General features: G+C 69.6%; 13 protein-coding genes. 9 read left to right on the top strand and 4 right to left on the bottom strand.

What is annotated here, in order from left to right:
- The first annotated feature begins 283 nt into the window (after window positions 1-283).
- Together eccCa and ACWEV3_RS08500 are read left to right on the top strand one after the other, a co-directional pair.
- Window positions 284-4228, top strand: coding sequence for a type VII secretion protein EccCa (gene eccCa / locus ACWEV3_RS08505; RefSeq protein WP_452613257.1), 3945 nt, complete (start codon window positions 284-286; stop codon window positions 4226-4228).
- A gap of 138 nt (window positions 4229-4366) precedes the next feature.
- Window positions 4367-5107 carry a response regulator transcription factor gene (locus ACWEV3_RS08500; RefSeq protein WP_452613256.1) on the top strand — a complete coding sequence of 247 codons (741 nt, stop codon included), beginning with the start codon at window positions 4367-4369 and terminating at the stop codon, window positions 5105-5107.
- A 6-nt stretch (window positions 5108-5113) separates the two neighbouring features.
- Here ACWEV3_RS08500 and ACWEV3_RS08495 read toward each other — a convergent pair whose 3' ends face one another.
- The gene (locus ACWEV3_RS08495; protein WP_452613255.1) at window positions 5114-5398 is read right to left on the bottom strand and encodes a DUF397 domain-containing protein; all 285 of its coding nucleotides are present in this window, start codon (window positions 5396-5398) and stop codon (window positions 5114-5116) included.
- Window positions 5395-6237 (bottom strand): helix-turn-helix domain-containing protein, encoded by an 843-nt coding sequence (locus ACWEV3_RS08490; RefSeq protein WP_452613254.1) that lies wholly within the window; start codon window positions 6235-6237, stop codon window positions 5395-5397. The genes ACWEV3_RS08495 and ACWEV3_RS08490 overlap by 4 nt, the downstream gene beginning before the upstream one ends.
- Before the next feature lie 117 nt (window positions 6238-6354).
- Between ACWEV3_RS08490 and ACWEV3_RS08485 the strand changes: the two genes are divergently transcribed.
- From ACWEV3_RS08485 to ACWEV3_RS08470, 4 genes are all read left to right on the top strand, one after another.
- Window positions 6355-6579, top strand: coding sequence for a zinc finger protein (locus tag ACWEV3_RS08485; protein ID WP_452613253.1), 225 nt, complete (start codon window positions 6355-6357; stop codon window positions 6577-6579).
- An 83-nt stretch (window positions 6580-6662) separates the two neighbouring features.
- Window positions 6663-6935 (top strand): hypothetical protein, encoded by a 273-nt coding sequence (locus ACWEV3_RS08480; protein ID WP_452613252.1) that lies wholly within the window; start codon window positions 6663-6665, stop codon window positions 6933-6935.
- 369 nt (window positions 6936-7304) lie between these two features.
- Window positions 7305-8183 (top strand): helix-turn-helix transcriptional regulator, encoded by an 879-nt coding sequence (locus ACWEV3_RS08475; protein ID WP_452613251.1) that lies wholly within the window; start codon window positions 7305-7307, stop codon window positions 8181-8183.
- 108 nt (window positions 8184-8291) lie between these two features.
- On the top strand, window positions 8292-9143 hold the full coding sequence (locus tag ACWEV3_RS08470) for an oxidoreductase (protein WP_452613250.1): 852 nt from the start codon (window positions 8292-8294) through the stop codon (window positions 9141-9143).
- A gap of 119 nt (window positions 9144-9262) precedes the next feature.
- Here ACWEV3_RS08470 and ACWEV3_RS08465 read toward each other — a convergent pair whose 3' ends face one another.
- Window positions 9263-10063 (bottom strand): sensor histidine kinase, encoded by an 801-nt coding sequence (locus ACWEV3_RS08465; RefSeq protein WP_452613249.1) that lies wholly within the window; start codon window positions 10061-10063, stop codon window positions 9263-9265.
- 385 nt (window positions 10064-10448) lie between these two features.
- Here ACWEV3_RS08465 and ACWEV3_RS08460 point away from each other — a divergent pair, with 385 nt between their 5' ends.
- Window positions 10449-13664, top strand: a complete 3216-nt coding sequence (locus ACWEV3_RS08460) for a right-handed parallel beta-helix repeat-containing protein (RefSeq protein WP_452613248.1) — start codon at window positions 10449-10451, stop codon at window positions 13662-13664.
- 150 nt (window positions 13665-13814) lie between these two features.
- Entirely contained in the window at window positions 13815-14960 is a 1146-nt protein-coding gene (locus tag ACWEV3_RS08455; protein WP_452613247.1) for a S8 family serine peptidase, read from the top strand.
- Window positions 14961-15285: 325 nt separating this feature from the next.
- Here the strand turns inward: ACWEV3_RS08455 and ACWEV3_RS08450 are convergent, their stop codons facing one another.
- The gene (locus tag ACWEV3_RS08450) at window positions 15286-16209 is read right to left on the bottom strand and encodes a DMT family transporter (RefSeq protein WP_452613246.1); all 924 of its coding nucleotides are present in this window, start codon (window positions 16207-16209) and stop codon (window positions 15286-15288) included.
- A gap of 217 nt (window positions 16210-16426) precedes the next feature.
- Between ACWEV3_RS08450 and ACWEV3_RS08445 the strand changes: the two genes are divergently transcribed.
- The gene (locus ACWEV3_RS08445) at window positions 16427-17044 is read left to right on the top strand and encodes a superoxide dismutase family protein (RefSeq protein ID WP_452613245.1); all 618 of its coding nucleotides are present in this window, start codon (window positions 16427-16429) and stop codon (window positions 17042-17044) included.
- The last annotated feature ends 175 nt before the right edge of the window (window positions 17045-17219 follow it).

The following is a 17219-nucleotide window of genomic DNA, read 5'->3' as shown; positions in this document are numbered from 1 at the left end:
CCTTTCCGGAGGGTTTCGCTCCAACGGCGACGTCGGGCACCGGACCCATGCTTCGATGCCCAACGTCGTCGGTAACCGCCTCGAACACCGGGGGACAGTTGCGTTCGAGACCGGGGCGGCGGCGCCGGCAGGTTCGCGTTGACGAAGTGCGTCGCCGTCCTGGCAAAACCATAAAGCGGAATTCGGTAATAGTGCTGTCGCCGATTTACGTGACCTGAAAGTCCCGGCCCTCGGTGGAAGTCTGCTGGAGTCGCAAGTTTTCCCGAGCGGGAAGGGAAATCGCGTGAGCGTCACGCTGTTCCGTCGCCTTGAGCGGCAATCGGGGCCACCGATGCCGACGGGCGAGCTCACCCTCCAAGAACCACCGGAGCTACCCGAGAGGCAGAGCGGGTTCTCCGGCATGATCACGTACCTGCCGATGGCGCTGAGCTCGCTGGCGATGGTGATGATCTTCCTCCGCCCGGGCATGGGCGGCGGCGGCGAGATCATGTACTTCGCCATGGGCATGATGGTGCTGGCCGCGCTCGGCATGCTCGCGGCGAACTTCCTGCGCGCCGCGTCGGAACGCAAGCAGCAGGTGACCGGCGCCCGCCGCGACTACCTCCGCTACCTGGGCCAGATCCGCCGCCAGGTGCGCAAGACGGTCGTGCAGCAGCGCCACGCGCAGACCTGGCGGCACCCGGAGCCGACCGCCGTGTGGTCGCTGGTCGGCACCTCCCGGTTGTGGGAGGTGCGCCCCGAGCACCCGGACTTCGGCGAGGTCCGCATCGCGGTCGGCGAGCAGCAGCTCGGCACCCGGATCACCGAGATCAACACCAAGCCGATCGAAGACCTCGAACCGCTGTCCGCGCACGCGCTGCGCCGGTTCATCCGCGCCTACGGCACGGTGCCCGACCAGCCTGTGCCGCTCTACCTGCGCGCCTACGCCCGGATTCTGCTGCGCGGCGACGTCGACGTCGCCCGCGCGATGGTCCGGTCGATGATCGCGCAGCTGGCGGTGCTGCACGCACCGCAGGACCTGCGGATCGTGATCCTCGGCCGGGAGCTGGACCACTGGCAGTGGACGAAGTGGCTGCCGCACTGCCTGCACCCGACCGAGACCGACGGCGCGGGCCCGGTCCGGCTGGTCGCCGAAACAACCGGCGAGCTGGAAGGTCTGCTCGGCGAGGAGATCGCCGGGCGGCCCTACTTCGAGCGCGACACCCAGGTCGGGCAGGGCGAGCCGTACGTGCTGGTCGTCCTGGACGGCGCGCAGACCGCACCCAACAGCCGGCTGGCGACCAGCGGCTACCGCAACGTCACCGTCATCGACCTCGGTTCCGCCCTGGACTGGCAGACCGATCCCCGCACCCTGCTCATGCGCGTTTCCCCCGGCAACGCCGAGCTGGTGCAGATCGGGCGGGCGGGCAAGGAAGACCACTCCCCGATCGGCCGACCGGATGCGCTCAGCCTCCTTCGCGCCGAGTCCCTCGCCCGCCTGCTCTCCCCCTACCGGCTGGCCATCTCCACCGACACCACCGAGCCGCTGACCTCCGACTTCGAGCTGACCACCCTGCTCAACATCAACGACCTGCGCGGTTTCGACGTGGCCAAGCTGCAGGCCCAGCGGAAGTCGGGCAACGCCCGGCTGCGGGTGCCGATCGGCGTCACCGGCGACGGCACGCCGATCGAGCTGGACATCAAGGAGTCCGCGCAGGGCGGCCAGGGCCCGCACGGCATGCTCATCGGCGCCACCGGTTCCGGCAAGTCCGAGCTGCTGCGCACCCTCGTGCTGGCGCTCGCGCTGACGCACTCGTCGGAAACCCTGAACTTCGTGCTCGTCGACTTCAAGGGTGGTGCGACGTTCCTCGGCCTGGACGAGCTGCCGCACACCTCGGCGGTCATCACCAACCTCGCCGACGAGGCGTCGCTGGTGGAGCGCATGAAGGACGCCCTGCACGGCGAGCTGATCCGCCGCCAGGAGCTGTTGCGCAAGGCCGGGAACTTCAGCTCCGCCACCGAGTACGAGAAGGCGCGCGCCGACGGCGCCGATCTGGATCCGCTGCCGACGCTGTTCGTGGTGGTCGACGAGTTCAGCGAGCTGCTGGCCGCGCACCGCGAGTTCATGGACCTGTTCGTGATGATCGGCCGCCTCGGCCGAAGCCTCTCGGTGCACCTGCTGCTGGCCTCGCAGCGCCTCGACGAGGGCCGCATGCACCAGCTCGAATCGCATCTGTCCTACCGGATCGGTCTGCGCACCTTCTCGGCGATGGAAAGCCGTGGCGTGCTTGGTGTTCCGGACGCGCACCAGCTGCCGTCGCAGCCCGGCGCCGGCTACCTCAAGACCGGTGTGGACAGTCTGACCCGGTTCAAGGCCGCCTACGTGTCGGGCACCTACCGGCAGGCCCGGCGCGAGGTCCGGCAGTCCGTGGTGGAGCGGCAGATCGTCCCGTTCAGCACCTCCTACATCCCGCCGCGCGAACTGCCGGTGGCCCACGAACCCGAGGAGCAGGAGGACGAGGGCGGCGCATCGCTGCTGGAGACCGCCGTGCAGCGGCTGGCCGACGAGGGCGGCCGGCCCGCGCACCGCGTGTGGCTGCCGCCGCTGGACGCCTCGCCGACGCTGGAGGAGATGCTGCCGCAGCTGACGATCGACCCGGCCCGCGGGCTGAACGCGGTCGATGCCGCGCAGCGCAACCTGCAGGTGCAGGTCGGCGTGATCGACCGGCCCTTCGAGCAGCAGCGCGAACCGCTCCTGGCCGACCTCTCCGGCGCGGGCGGGCACGTGTTCATCGCGGGCGGCCCGCAGAGCGGCAAGTCCACCCTGCTGGCCACCCTGATCACCGGGCTCGCGCTCACCCGCACCCCGCGCGAAGTGCAGTTCTACGGCCTGGACTTCGGCGGCGGCACGCTGTCGTCGCTGGCCGGGCTGCCGCACGTCGGCGGTGTCACCGGCCGGCTCGACACCGAGCGCATGATGCGCACCATCAACCAGGTCACCGCCCTGCTGGAAGACCGCGAACAGCGCTTCGCCCAGCTCGGCGTGGATTCGATGGCCACCTACCGGCGGCGGCGCGCGGCGGGCGAGCTCGCCGACGAGGAGTACGGCGACGTGTTCCTGGTGGTGGACGGCTGGGGCACGATCCGCCAGGACTTCATGGACCTGGTGCCGCAGTTCGCCCTGCTCGCCTCCCGCGGCCTGAACTACGGCATCCACCTGATCATCACCGCGACCCGCGCCGGCGAGGTCACCGGCGGCCTGCGCGACCAGCTCGGCACCCGGTTCGAGCTGCGGCTGGGCGACGCGGTCGAGTCGACGATCAACATGCGGGCGGCGGCGACGGTGCCGAAGATCCCCGGTCGCGGCCTGACCGAGGACCGGGCCCACTTCCTGGCCGGTCTGCCGCGCCTGGACGGCGCCGGCGACACCTCCGAGGGCACCCAGGAGCTGATCTCGACGATCGCGTCGTCGTGGAACGGCCCGGCCGCGCCGCGGGTGAAGATGCTGCCGCCGGTCCTCGACGTCGCCGAACTCCCGGCGCCGCGCGGCCGTCTGCAGATCCCGCTGGGCCTGTCCGGCGACGACATCGAGCCGCTGTGGCACGACTTCACCGAGCACCCGCACCTCATCGTCGCCGGTGACGACTCGACGGGTAAGACGAACCTGCTGCAGCACATCGCCCGCTCGATCACCAGGCAGTACACCCCGGACCAGGCCCGGATCACGCTGGTGGACTTCCGCCGCGAGCTGTTCGACACCGTGCCGGAGGAGTACCGGCTCGGCTATGCGGTGTCGAAGGACATCGTGCGGGAGGCGGTGGCGGGTTCGTCGCGGGCGATGCGGGAACGCGTGCCCGGCCCGGAGATCAGCCCGGCCCGGCTGAGCAAGCGGGACTGGTGGCACGGCCCGGAGCTGTTCTTCATCGTCGACGACTACGACATGGTGAGCACGGACCCGCACGACAACCCGTTCGTCCCGATCCTGGACTGCCTGGCGCAGGGGCACGAGATCGGCCTGCACGTGATCGTCGCGCGTAGCGCCAACGGCCTGGCCCGCACCTCCTACGACCCGCTGCTGCGCCGGATGCAGGAGGTGAACACGCCGGCGGTGCTGCTGTCCTGCCCGCCGTCGGAAGGCCCGGTCTTCCACGACGTGCGCCCGCAGAAGCTCCCGACGGGCCGCGCGCAGTACATCACCCGCCGCAAGACGTCCCTGTTGCAGACGCCGCACCTGAAGAACCCGAGTTGACCAACGCCATGTGGGTAGCGGGGGTCCGCAGTTTCAATTGAAACTGCGGACCCCACGACAAGTGGTGCGGGCATCCGGGCCGCGGGGTTGGCCGACCGGATAGTCTTCGGCTCTGTCGGGATTGAGCGGAGGCGGGCGGTGGACAGCGGTCCTTCCAGCGCGGGCCCGGGCGCGGTGCGCCGGCATCGGGTGCTCGTGGTCGAGGACGATCCGATGATGGCCGAGGTCATCGCCAGCTACCTCAACCACGCCGGGATGCTGGTCGCGGTGGCCAGCGACGGCGTCATGGCGCTCGACGGTTTCGCCGCGTTCAACCCGGATCTGGTGATCCTGGACCGGATGTTGCCGCGCCTGGACGGCACGCACGTGTGCCGCAAGCTCCGCGAGCAGAGCACGGTGCCGATCATCCTGGTCACCGCGCTCGGCGAGCAGGACGACCGGATCCACGGCCTCGAACTCGGCGCGGACGACTACGTCACCAAGCCCTTCAGCCCCCGCGAGCTCGTGCTGCGCGCGCAGGCGCTGCTGCGCCGCTCCGCACCCGCGCAGCAGGCGCCGCCGGAGCCGCCGTCCCACCTCCAGCGGATCGAGGACGTGACGTTCGACCCGACGACCCGCCAGGTCACCAAGGCGGGCAAGCCGCTGCGCTTCACCGGCCGAGAACGTGACCTGCTGGAGTTCTTCTTCGCGAACCCGGGCACGACGTTCCGCAAGGACGAGCTGATGCAGCGCGTCTGGCAGTGGCAGGTGGGCGACTCGTCGATGGTGAGCGTCTACGTCCGCCGACTGCGCGAGAAGATCGAAACGGACCCGGCGAACCCGACGATCCTGATCACGGTCTGGGGAGTCGGCTACCGCTTCGGCCCCACCCAGCCATAACCCGAGCTACGGGCGACGAAGCCCGCCGACGAAAGCGGCCCACTGAGCCCGGGAGAACACCAAGGTGCCCCCATCCCGGTCCTTCGTATCCCGAACCCCAACCAGGCCGGGAGCCAAAGCAACCTCGACGCAGTTGCCTTCAGCCGCGCTGTAGGAAGACTTCAACCAGCCCACCTCGACGCAATCCGCTTGGGCGCCGCTGTAGCTGGACTTCGACCAGCCAACCTCAACGCAGTCACCTTCTGCGCCGCTGTAGCTGGACACCCGCCAGCCATCTAAATCGGGCGTCATTTCGCCTCGCTCTCGTACTGCTCCAGGTACTTCTGCAGTATCTCCTGCGAGGCCGCCAGGGCGGAAGCATGATCTTCCAGTCGTTCCACTGCATCAAGGAACAGCGCTACGTCGCTCGGCTCGTCGATGAAAGCACCCGAGCGCCGCGCTTCCAGGTACACAACAGGGCGAGTCTTGATGAACTCGAAAAGCACGAAAGTGCCGCTCAAGCCTGCGTGCGCGCCAATTGAAAGCGGGACTACTCGAACCGTGACGTTCGGTTCCTCGCAGGCGGAGATGACCTTCCGCAGCTGATCGGCCATCACCTTGGCACCGCCGATTGGCCTGGCCAACGCGGTCTCGTCGATGAAGCAGCGCAACTCCACCGGATCCCGCTTGCTCAGAATCCCTTGTCTGACTTGCCGAATCGACACGTGGTCGTCAATCCGGTCTTCGGGAACACCGGATGCTTCCATCACCGTCCGCGTGTATGCCCTGGTCTGAAGCAAGCCGGGCAGCACATTGAGCGTCACGTCAGTGATCGTCTTAGCGCGCTGCTCCGCGTCGATGAGCGCCGTGAGCTGCTGAGGAAGCTCACGGCCGAGCTCCCACCAGGCCGGCTCGTGGATGTCGCGCGCCATCTTGAGCAGGCGTTCCCGATCCGCACCGGTCACGCGCAGCACAGCGAGGATCGCCGACACGTCGGACTCGGTGATGCCTTGCTTGGCGTTCTCGACGCGGCTCACCTTGGCTTCGGACCAGCCCAGCTGCTTCCCGACGAGCTTCATCGAAAGGCCGACTTCGTTCCGCGCGGCACGGAGTTCCTTGGCTAGGGCGCGAGCTCTCGGCGTATTGGACACGTGAACACCTTACGGCTATTCACCAGCACTTTCGATACACCCAATCGTGGATCTTGCAAGACTTGCATCGCTCACGGGAGACTCTAACCACAGGCGGAAGTCCCAAAAGGAGGCTTCATGAGCGACTACTTGACCTACATCTGGCGCCCGGTCACCGGAGGCCGCCACGCTTTCCCCATCACAGCAACGAAAACCCCTGCCGGAAAGCCGGTGGTGGCGTTCTGCGGAGCAGAAGCGGACGCAGCAGAGCTGCACGACCGCTCCGAAGTGGACTGGATCCGCGAAGACACCTGCATGCGCTGCTGGCGGCGGATCACCGCCGGGTGGGCCACAGGCCCGTGAGTACTTATTGCTGCTATAGCGACACAAAGTACACACGGGCCCTGACCAGCAAAAACAGCAACTTCAACGGTACGGAGAAACCAATGTTCTGGATCCAGCTCAGCACGTTCGTCCTGTTCAACCTGCTGATCCTCGCCATGCTCACCACCCAGATCCCCGCACGCACCATCGCCTTCACCACAGGCCAGCACGCCGGAGGCGGCGAAGGCGCCTACACGGTCTGGCATCTCATAGCCGACATCGAAGCCGAAACCCGCGAAGAACACGGGCCGGAACGCGAACATCCCCGCATACCACCAGAATTCCCCACCACCGACCCCGATGAGCCCACCGGACGCCACCACCTGCGCCCGTAACGGCCCGTGAGTGCTTTGGGGCGCTAGAACACCCCAAAACACTCACGGCCCAAGCCTCCCGAGCAGGGCCGGCGCGGTGACCTCCCCCAAACCCCAACCACACCGGCCCACCCCGGTGACCGGGCGCGATACCCCCGACCCCACGCGCCCGGTCACCGTTGACCAGACTCCGCAGGCCGTCGAGCACGCCCGGCCGCCCGCCGCTGCATAGGGGGTGAGCTGCAAGCTGCTTTGCAATGGCTTGGCATGACCCATGCCCGTTCTCGGCGGACCTCGCCGAGTCTCGCGGCCTCGCGCGACCTGGTGCGTAGTACTGGCAGGGCCAGCCATGCCCTTGGTGCTCGGCTGGGTGAAGAGCAGACTCAGGGCATGGGCAAAAACGACTTGGGCGACTTCCTCCGGGCCCGCCGTGCCGGACTCACGCCGGATGAGATCGGTCTGCCGGTCGAGTTCGGTGGCGGTCGCCGGGTCGCCGGCCTGCGGCGCGGTGAGGTCGCGCAGCTGGCCGGGGTGAGTACCGAGTACTACACCCGTCTGGAACAAGGCCGCGCCCGGCAGCCGTCCGAACAGGTACTGCATGCCCTCTGCGACGCGCTGCGGTTCGATGACATCGAGCGGCGGCATCTGTTCGCCCTCGCGGGCACCACAGCCGGGCACGACGACCGGGCCGAGCACTCGTCACGGCTACGACCGGCGCTGCGACAGGTGCTGGAGTCGATGGATCTGGCGTCTGCTTTTGTCAGCGACCGGAACCTCACTGTCGTCGGCGGGAACACGTTGTGGGCGTTGCTGTTTCCCGATGTGGCCGAGCTGCCGCGCCGGGAACGCAGCATGGCGCGCTGGACGCTGCTGGATCCGCGTGCTCGCCTGGTGTGGTGCGACTGGGAACGCGTCGCCCGCGACTACGTGCACGGGTTGCGGCTGGCCGCCGCCGCCCAGCCGCGAAACCAGCGCATCGCCAACCTGATCGGTGAGCTGATGATGCGCTCACCCGAGTTCCCGGCGTGGTGGTCAGAACACCGCGTCCAGGAACGCAGCACCGGCCTCAAACGCCTCCACCACCCCGTCGTCGGTGACCTGGAACTGCAGTACGAGATCTTCAACTCGGTCGCCGACCCGGGCCAGTCGCTCGTCGTCTACTGCGCGCCGTCCGGCTCGCCATCTCAGGAGCGCCTGCGACTGCTGGCCAGCTGGGGCAGCGAACCCGCCGCCGCGCGGACTACCCGGGACACCGCCGCAGAGTCCTGACCACCGCCCGGATCCAGCACCAACACCACCCGGACACGACCCCGCCATACCCGCGGGGTCGATGCCGCCGTGCCCACGCACGCCCCCATCCACGAGAGGACACCCGTAGTGAGCAAGACATTCCTGATCACCGGCGTCAGCACCGGCCTCGGACTGGCCATCGCCCGGCGAGCCCTGGCGGCCGGACACCGGGTCGCGGGCACCGTGCGCACCGAGCAGCACGCGGCCGCCTTCCAGGCACTGGACCCCGACCGCGCCCGGGCCTTCATCCTCGACCTGTCCGACTCGGACCGGATCGACCCCACGGTGCGGGCCGCCGAAGCGGAACTGGGCCCGATCGAGGTGCTCGTGGCCAACGCCGGCTACGGGCTCGAAGGCACCTTCGAAGAGTCATCGATGGCCGATCTGCGCCACCAGTTCGAGATCAACGTGTTCGGCACGGTAGCGACCGTGAAAGCGGTCCTACCCGGCATGCGGGAACGGCGCGGCGGCCACATCTTCGTCATCACCTCGATGGGCGGGCACACCACCTTCCCCGGACTGGCGTTCTACGAAGGCAGCAAACACGCCCTGGAAGGCATCACCGACACCCTCGCCCAAGAGGTCACCCAGTTCGGCGTGCGGGTCACCGCCGTAGCTCCGGGCGCGTTCAAAACCGACTGGGCAGGTAGGTCGCTGGTCCGCGCACCACGCAGCATCGCCGACTACGACGCACTGTTCGACCCGATCCGGACCCGCCGCCAGGCCCTCGCGGGTCAGGGCATCGGTGACCCCGATCGCGCGGGCGACGCCATCCTCACCCTCCTGGACGCGGAGAAGCCTCCCGTGCATGTCCTGCTCGGCTCGGACGCGCTGCGCCTGGTCACCGCCGGGCGCCAACGCGTCCAGGACGACTTCGACGCCTGGGAGAGCCTCAGCCGCTCCACCGACTCCACCGAAGGCGGAGTAACAGTCGCCTGACACTGGACAATTCAGCAAGACAGCGGCCAGGTGGAGACGCAGTGGGGTTGGCCACTGCGTCTCCACCTGGCTCGTCGCACTACCCGAGCACTTGGCAGGTATCCCGGCGGCCCCCTACATCACGAAATGCCCGCCGGGACGCGGGCGATGAAGCGGCAGCCGTCGGTGACCTGGTCTATCCGGACGTCTCCGCCGTGCGCGCGGATCAGGCCACGGGTGATCGCCAGGCCCACGTCGCCCGGCTCGACGGAGTCGCCGAGGTCCATGAGCCCTCCGCAGCCGTCGACCACGATCACCTCGATCTCGTCGCCCGACACCACCGCCGTCACCGTCACCGGCTCGCCCGGCATCGTGTGCCGCACCGCGTGCATCACCAGGTTCGTCAGGGCCCGCGTCGTCACCGCGATGTCGACCAGCACCGGATCGGTCGCGCTGTCCAGGCCGACGCCGTGCAGCCGCACTCCGCGCTCCAGGGCGACCGGGAGCGCCGTCGCCAGCGCCGAATCCAGCAGGTCCGCCAGCCGGGTCGGCATCCGGTCCACCGGCGCCGCCTGGATCCGGGCCAGCTCGAAGAGGTCGCCGGTCACCCGGTTCAGCCGCTGCGCGCCGCCGACCAGGCTTTCCAGGTATCGCTCGGGTTCCTGCGCGACGCCGTCCTGCAGCGCTTCCGCCGCGGCGCGGATGGTGGCCAGCGGGGTGCGCAGCTCGTGGGAGATGGCGGTGATCAGTTCGCGCTGCGCGCGCCGCAGGTCGGCCCGGCCCTGCTCCGCTTCGATCAGCGCGTTGCTCGCGGCCGTGAGTTCTTGGCGCAGCCAGCGGAGTTCCGGCTGCGGGTAGCGGCGGGTCCAGCGCCCGAGCGCCCACCCGACCGCTCCCGATGCGAGGCACATCGCAGCCAGCGCCTTGCTCACCCCGGCCACGTCTGGTCACCCCTGAGATCTGTTCCTTCGGCGGCGGTGGCCGCTCGCGGTGCGGGTCGCGCCGCCGCGGGTTCTCGTGGACCTGCCCGCGGGGTTTTCCGCGAGCGCGGTCCTTCCTGCACGCCACCCGCACCGCTGCGCAAGCCACTCTCGGAACAGTCCTCAAGTGCGTTCGCCCGGTCCGGGTGGCCGGCCGGCTCTCCGAATCGTCCGTTCCATTTAACCTCCCGGCAACCACGCTCCGGGAGTCCCATGAAAAGGGGTCGGCGGGCGACGTTGTTGGGACTAACGCTCGCGCACCGCGCAAGGCAGGCTGGGAACACCGTTTCAACGCAAAGCGGATTTAGCGGTCGTTGGATCCGCGCGGTCGATGGAGGAGAGTGGCGTGGCACGGCCTGTGCTTTCGGTCCGCCCGGAGGGGCCCGACGGTCATCGGACCATCACGGCGGCATTGGAGCAGGCCCGCCCGGGAGCGGTCATCTCGGTGCACCCAGGCCGCTACCAGGAGAACCTGGTGATCACCAAGGTCGTCACCATCACCGCCGCCGAGGGCTCGCGCACCGTGGAGCTGGCCCCGGTCCGCGGCAGCGCGGTGCGGGTGGTGTCCGAGGCCGTGCAGCTCAGCGGCCTCGTGCTGCGCGGCCGCGACCCCGAACTGCCCACTGTGGACGTTCCGCGCGGCCAGGCCGCGATGGACGACTGCGAGGTCACCGGCTCGGCCTGGACCGCCGTGCTGGCAAGGGAATCCGGCTCGCTGGCGATGCGCGACTGCCGGGTCACCAACTCCTCCGGCGCCGGCATCGTGGACACCTCCGAGGCGGGCAGCGTCGTCGAGGACAGCGTGATCGAGCACCTCGGCAGCTCGGCGATCGTGATCAGCGACCGCGCCGCGCCGACGATCCGCCGCTGCGTGCTCCGCGACAGCCGCGGCAACGGGATCTGCGCGAACGCCGAATCCCGCGGCACCGTCGAGGACTGCCAGATCTCCCGCACCGACAAGCCCGCCATCGCGCTGGAAGGCTCCAGCAGCACCGCCATCAGCAACACCTCCGTCAAGGACGTGGCGATCGGCGCCTACCTGAACAGCACCGGCCGCCCGACGCTGCGGGACTGCTCGATCACCGGCACCCGGGAGCACGGCGTCGTGGTGCTCGGCGGCAGCGAGCCGGTGCTGACCGGCTGCCGCGTCGGCCGCAGCAAGGCGCACGGCCTGCTGATCACCGACAAGGCCAAGGGCAGCTACGAACAACTGCGGGTGTTCGGCACCAAGCAGGCCGCCATCCACGTCGGGGAGCTGGCCGGGCCGAGCTTCCGCGAGACCACCGTGCACGACAGCGCGAAGGAAGGCGTGGTGCTCACCGACGAGTCGGTCGCGGAGTTCGACCGGCTCGAAGTGCGCGACGTCGAGGGCACCGGGATCAGCGTGGGCGCCGGGGCGAACCCGATGCTGCGCCGGGTCACCGTGCGGGAGGCGCGCGGCGACGGGATCGCGGTGTTCGGCGGCGGGCACGGCCGGATCGAGGAGTCCGAGATCGGCGACGTCGTCGAGGTCGGCCTGCGGATCGGCGAGGACGCCGACCCGTACGTCAGCGGCACCGTGATCCGGGCCGCCACCGGCGTGGCCGTGGAACCCGGCGGCACCGGCATGTTCCGGGACTGCGAGGTGCGGGACTGCACCGGCGACGGCGTGACCGTCGCCGACCACGCGGAACTGACCATGCTGCACAGCAAGATCCGCAAGAACAACGGCCACGGCGTGCTGGTGAGCGGCGGCGGCCGCGCCACGCTCGACGAGTGCGAACTGGTCGACAACACCCGCGACGGCGTCCGCGTCGAGACGACCGAACCGGTCTCGGTGACCAACTGCACGGCCACCGGCAACGGCGGCTCGGGCGTCAACATCCCGAACAGCACCGGCAGCGGCGGCGACCGGCTGGAGATCGAGAACCTGGACAGCCGCGACAACGCCAACACCACCGACGCCGAGGCCGGGCCGCTGGTCGAGCTGACCGCGCTGGTCGGCCTGGACGGAGTGAAGGAGCAGGTCACGACGCTGGTGAACCTGACCGAGATGGCCAAGCGCCGCGAGGCGGCCGGGCTGCCCGCGCTGCCGATGAGCCGGCACCTGATCTTCGCCGGGCCGCCCGGCACCGGCAAGACGACCGTCGCGCGCCTCTACGGCGAGGTGCTCGCCTCGCTCGGCGCGCTGCGCAGCGGCCACCTGGTGGAGGTCGCGCGCGCCGACCTGGTCGCGCAGATCGTCGGCGGCACCGCGATCAAGACCACCGAGGCGTTCAACAAGGCGCTCGGCGGCGTGCTGTTCATCGACGAGGCGTACACGCTGAACGCGCAGGAGGGCGGCGGCCCCGACTTCGGCCGCGAGGCGGTCGACACGCTGGTGAAGCTGATGGAGGACCACCGCGACGACGTGGTGGTCATCGCGGCCGGGTATTCCGAGCAGATGCAGGGATTCCTGGCCTCCAACCCGGGCCTGGCGTCGCGGTTCAACCGCACCATCGAGTTCGAGAACTACTCGGTGCCCGAGCTGGTCACCATCGTCGGGAAGATGTGCGAGGCGCACAGCTACGAGCTCGGCGAAGGCACCCGCGAGGCCCTCGAACAGCACTTCGGGCGGATGCACCGCGGCGCAGACTTCGGCAACGGCCGCGCCGCCCGCAAGCTCTTCGAGGAGATGATCGACCGGCAGGCCGTCCGGCTGGCCGCGCTGCCGGACGCCGACGGGCCGGAGCTGTCCCGGATGCTGCCCGAAGACGTGGGCGCCGAGCCGGAATCCGCGGCGGACGACAAGCCGTCGGCGCTGACCAAGCTGCGCGAGATGATCGGCATCGGCTCGGTGAAGTCGGCGGTGGAAGACCTGGTCAACCTGCTGGAGGCGAACAAGCGGCGGACCGCAGCGGGCCTGCCGACGCCGAAGATCAGCAACCACCTGGTGTTCGCCGGGCCGCCCGGCACCGGCAAGACCACGGTGGCCCGGCTCTACGGCGAGGTGCTGACCGGACTGGACGTGCTGCCGACGGGCCAGCTGGTGGAGGTCGCGCGAGCCGACCTGGTCGGCAAGTACATCGGGCACACCGCGCAGCTGACCCGCGAGGCGTTCGAGCGGGCGCGGGGCGGCGTGCTGTTCATCGACGAGGCGTACACGCTGACGTCCTCCGGTGGCAACGACTTCGGCCGCGAAGCGATCGACACGCTGGTGAAGCTGATGGAGGACCACCGCGACGAGGTGGTGGTGATCGTCGCGGGCTATCCGGCGGAGATGCAGGACTTCCTGGACTCGAACCCGGGTCTGGGCTCGCGGTTCTCCCGCCACGTGCAGTTCGAGAACTACACGGCATCGGAGCTGGTCAGCATCTTCGAGCGCACGGCGGAGACCAACGGCTACGAGTGCGGCGAGGCCGTCCGATCGGCGCTGCTGGACCACTTCGAGCAGGTGCCGCGAGACCGGAACTTCGGCAACGCCCGCTACGCCCGCCAGCTCCTGGAGTCGACGATGACCCGCCAAGCGGGCCGCATCAGCGCCCTCCAGTCACCAACCCTCGAAGACCTCCGAAACCTCCAACCCTCCGACCTCCCCCTCTGACGGCTCCCGGGGTCCGCAATTTCCATTGAAATCGAAGGTCCAATTTCAATGGAACTTGCGGACTCAGCAGACCCGACGGCGGCCGCCCCGGCACGGCGATCCTCTTTTCGGGACGTGTCGCCTTCGGGCGTCAGGGCATAGCTTCGGGGCGTGCGAACTTGTGCCAAGTGGGCGGCCGTTTTCGGGGTCATCTCGGTGCTTTCCGCTCCGGCGGCGAGCGCCGCGCCGGACCTGCCACCGATCACCCCGGTCCTGTCGAGCTACCAGGGCTGCCGCACGGCGTCCACAGTGGACACCAACGACATCCCGTGGGCGCAGGCGATGCTCCGCCCCGACCGCGCCTGGCAGCACGCGAACGGCGCGGGCGTGACGGTCGCGGTCGTCGACACCGGCGTGGACGCGACGTCCCCGGCCCTGGCCGACCGGGTCGCCAACGCCGGGGAGGACTGCGTCGGCCACGGCACCTTCGTGGCGGGCCTGATCGCCGCCACGCCCCGCCAGGGCGGCGGATTCACCGGCATCGCCCCCGGCGCGCGCATCGTGGCCGTCCGCGCCACCGACCAGGCGGGCAACGCCACGGCGGACGGCGTGGCCAACGGCATCCGCTCGGCGATCGCGAGCGGGGCCCGGGTCATCCAGGTCTCGGCCGCGGTCACCGAGGGCAACGGCGCCCTCGCCGCCGCAGTCCGGGATGCCACGGCGGCCGGAGCCGTCGTCATCGCGCCCGCTTCGACCGGCGACCCGGACAAGGCGGTCCCGTCGTTCCCGGGCGCATATCCCGAGGTGCTCGCGGTCTCGGCGATCGCCCCGAACGGCGCCCCGGTCCGCTCCTCGGCACCCGAGATCAAGGTCGACCTCGCCGCCCCGGGCGCGATGATGACCGGCATCGGCCCGCGCGGCAACGGCCTGTTCGTCTCGGGCGGCGACGCGGTGGCGGCGGCGCAGGTCTCGGGCGCCGCAGCGCTCGTCCTGTCGTACCGCCCGGCGCTGTCCCCGCACGAGGTGGTGCGCCGGCTGCGCGACACCGCCTACCCGCCGCCCGGCAACGCCCCGGACCCGCTGCTCGGCAGCGGAGTCATCGATCCGGAAGCAGCGCTGACGGCGGAATTCCCCACCGCAGGGGGAAAGCCGCCCGTCGTCCCGGCAGCGGTCCACATGCCACCGCCCGTGGACACGACGCCAGAGGTGACGGCGGCAGTGGTGGCAACGGCGGCGGCGGTCGCGATCGCGGCCGTGACGATCGCGGCGGTGATCATCCCCCGAGGCCGCAAGCGCGGCTGGCGCGCAGCCCCCTGAGCCCGCCACCCGAAGGCGGGTGTCCGCAAGCCCGCGGGGCGCCCATCGTGACGGCGCGAGAACTCGCGCTGACGGCGGTTTCGCGCGAAACCGCCATTCCCCGCGCTTGCCAGGCGCTGGTTTCGCGCGAAACCGGCGTTCCTCACGCCCACGAGATGGCGATTTCGCGCGAAATCAACATTCCCCACGCCCACGAGATGGCGATTTCGCGCGAAACCGCCGCCTCTCACTACGTAGCCAAGCGGTTCGCCACTCCGAGGGACGCGCCACCACGGGAAAACGTCGTGCAACAGCAAGACGGCGCCGGAAGGCGCCGGGACCTTGGTCAGACCCGCGTGGTCTCCGGAACTTCGACGAGCTTCGTGGTGCTGACCCGCTCGTGCCAGCCGAGCCCGGCCACCATCGCCACCACGATCACGAACCCGACCCACTGGGTCGCGCTCAACTCCGCCCCCAGCACGAAGACGCCGACGATCGCCGCCGTCGCCGGGAACGACAACTCGGCGAGCGTCGCCCGCGCAGCAGGAGTGGTGCTCAAACCGATGTAGTAGAGCCAAAGCGCGAGCAACCCGGGGATCAGCGCCAGCAGCACCAGCCCGAACGCGTTGTGCCAGCCCACCGCCACCGGCGACCCGCTGAACAGCAGGATCACCGACGCCGCCGGCAGCCCGATGGCGAACCGCAGGGTCGTGACGTCCCGCGCGGGAACGCTGCGGCTGACGAACCGCCCCAGCACCGTCCCGGCCGCCCACAGCACCGCGGCGCCCAGCGCCAGCAGCGCGGGCACCACCTGCGAAACCTCGATGTGCAGCGGGTTCTTGAACGCCAGCAGCCAGGCCCCGATCAGGGCAGGGATCGCGAAGGCGAAGTAGCGCCCGCGCAACTTCTCGCGCAGCAGGGCGAACGAGGCGACGGCCGCGAAGATCGGCTGCAGCTTCTGCAGGACCAGCGGCGTCACGGGGTCGCCGTACTTGAAAGCGGTGGTGAACAGCGCGGTCGCGAGCGCGGACGAGCCGACCCCGACGACGATGATCGCGACGCGTTCCCGCCAGCCGCAGGCCCGCAGAGCACGCAAAGCGCGCGGCAGGAACGGCGCCAGCAGCACCACGATGATCACGTGTTCCCAGAACACCACGCTCGCCGACGGCAGGCTCGTCGCGAGCGGCTGCCGCCACAGGGCATCGGTGCCCCACATCGCGGTGGCCAACGCCACCAGCCAGGTCCGATCCGCGCCCCGCGATAACCCCATGCCCACAATCTATGATCTCGCCCCGCCCGCTCGGCCGGCCGCTCGCCATCTGGGACGCGATCTGCGGCTTTCGTACCCCTGTTCATACGACAGGACATGGGCCGCCCGCCGCCATACGCTCAATCCGGGCCACCGCTGGACGCCGGTTTCGGCGCGTCGGCGATCACGGGCAGAATCAGCGTCGATTCGGACAGTAACGACAAAGGACGGATACCTCATGCTTCACCAGAGCTCTCGCCTGACCGGCTCGGTTCTCGGCCTGTGCACGACGGCCGTGCTGATCGCCGGATGCGGCGGCGGGCAGGCCCCGGCGCCGTCCGAGCAGCCCGCGACGCAGGAACACGGCCAGCACCAGGCCGCCAAGCAGACGTCGGCGACCTTCGAGCCCTACAAGGAAGGCGCCACCGCGATCACCTACAACCCCGAGCAGGTCCCGGCCGGTTCCCGCGTCAACCTGTCCTCGGAGCGCACCGACGGCCAGACCAAGATCACGGTGAACGTCGAGGGCCTGCAGCCGAACCGCGACTACGGCGCCCACGTGCACACCAAGCCCTGCGGCCCCACCGGCGAAGACGCGGGCCCGCACTTCCAGGAGAAGGCCGACCCGGTGAAGCCGTCGGTCGACCCGGCCTACGCGAACCCGCAGAACGAGGTGTGGCTGGACTTCCACACCGACGCCCAGGGCAACGGCACGGCCACCGCGGAGGGCAACTGGTCCTTCGACAACCGGCAGGACGCGAAGTCGTTCGTGATCCACGAGATGCACACCCACACGGAGCCCGGCAAGGCGGGCACGGCGGGCGGCCGCCTGGCCTGCACCAACGCCACGTTCTGACCGGACCGCGCCGCGGCGGAACGCAATTTCAATGGAAATCAGAGGTCCGATTTCCATTGAAATTGCGGAAACAGAACCAAGATTCCACGATGCGAGAAGGTAGTCAGAGGGGCGCCTGGCGGCCATCCGGCCGGAGGCGCCCCTCTTCCGGTCCGATTCTTTAACTGAGCACTCA

The sequence above is a fragment of the Saccharopolyspora sp. NPDC003752 genome, assembly GCF_053605825.1.
This window is presented reverse-complemented; position numbering and strand designations above follow the sequence as displayed.

What these genes read in the sequence shown, in the direction of transcription:
- ACWEV3_RS08495 (WP_452613255.1), bottom strand. Translation starts at nt 5,398, where the DNA reads ATGACGCCCGATTTAGATGGCTGGCGGGTGTCCAGCTACAGCGGCGCA.
- ACWEV3_RS08485 (WP_452613253.1), top strand. Translation starts at nt 6,355, where the DNA reads ATGAGCGACTACTTGACCTACATCTGGCGCCCGGTCACCGGAGGCCGC.
- ACWEV3_RS08480 (WP_452613252.1), top strand. Translation starts at nt 6,663, where the DNA reads ATGTTCTGGATCCAGCTCAGCACGTTCGTCCTGTTCAACCTGCTGATC.
- ACWEV3_RS08475 (WP_452613251.1), top strand. Translation starts at nt 7,305, where the DNA reads ATGGGCAAAAACGACTTGGGCGACTTCCTCCGGGCCCGCCGTGCCGGA.
- ACWEV3_RS08450 (WP_452613246.1), bottom strand. Translation starts at nt 16,209, where the DNA reads ATGGGGTTATCGCGGGGCGCGGATCGGACCTGGCTGGTGGCGTTGGCC.
- ACWEV3_RS08445 (WP_452613245.1), top strand. Translation starts at nt 16,427, where the DNA reads ATGCTTCACCAGAGCTCTCGCCTGACCGGCTCGGTTCTCGGCCTGTGC.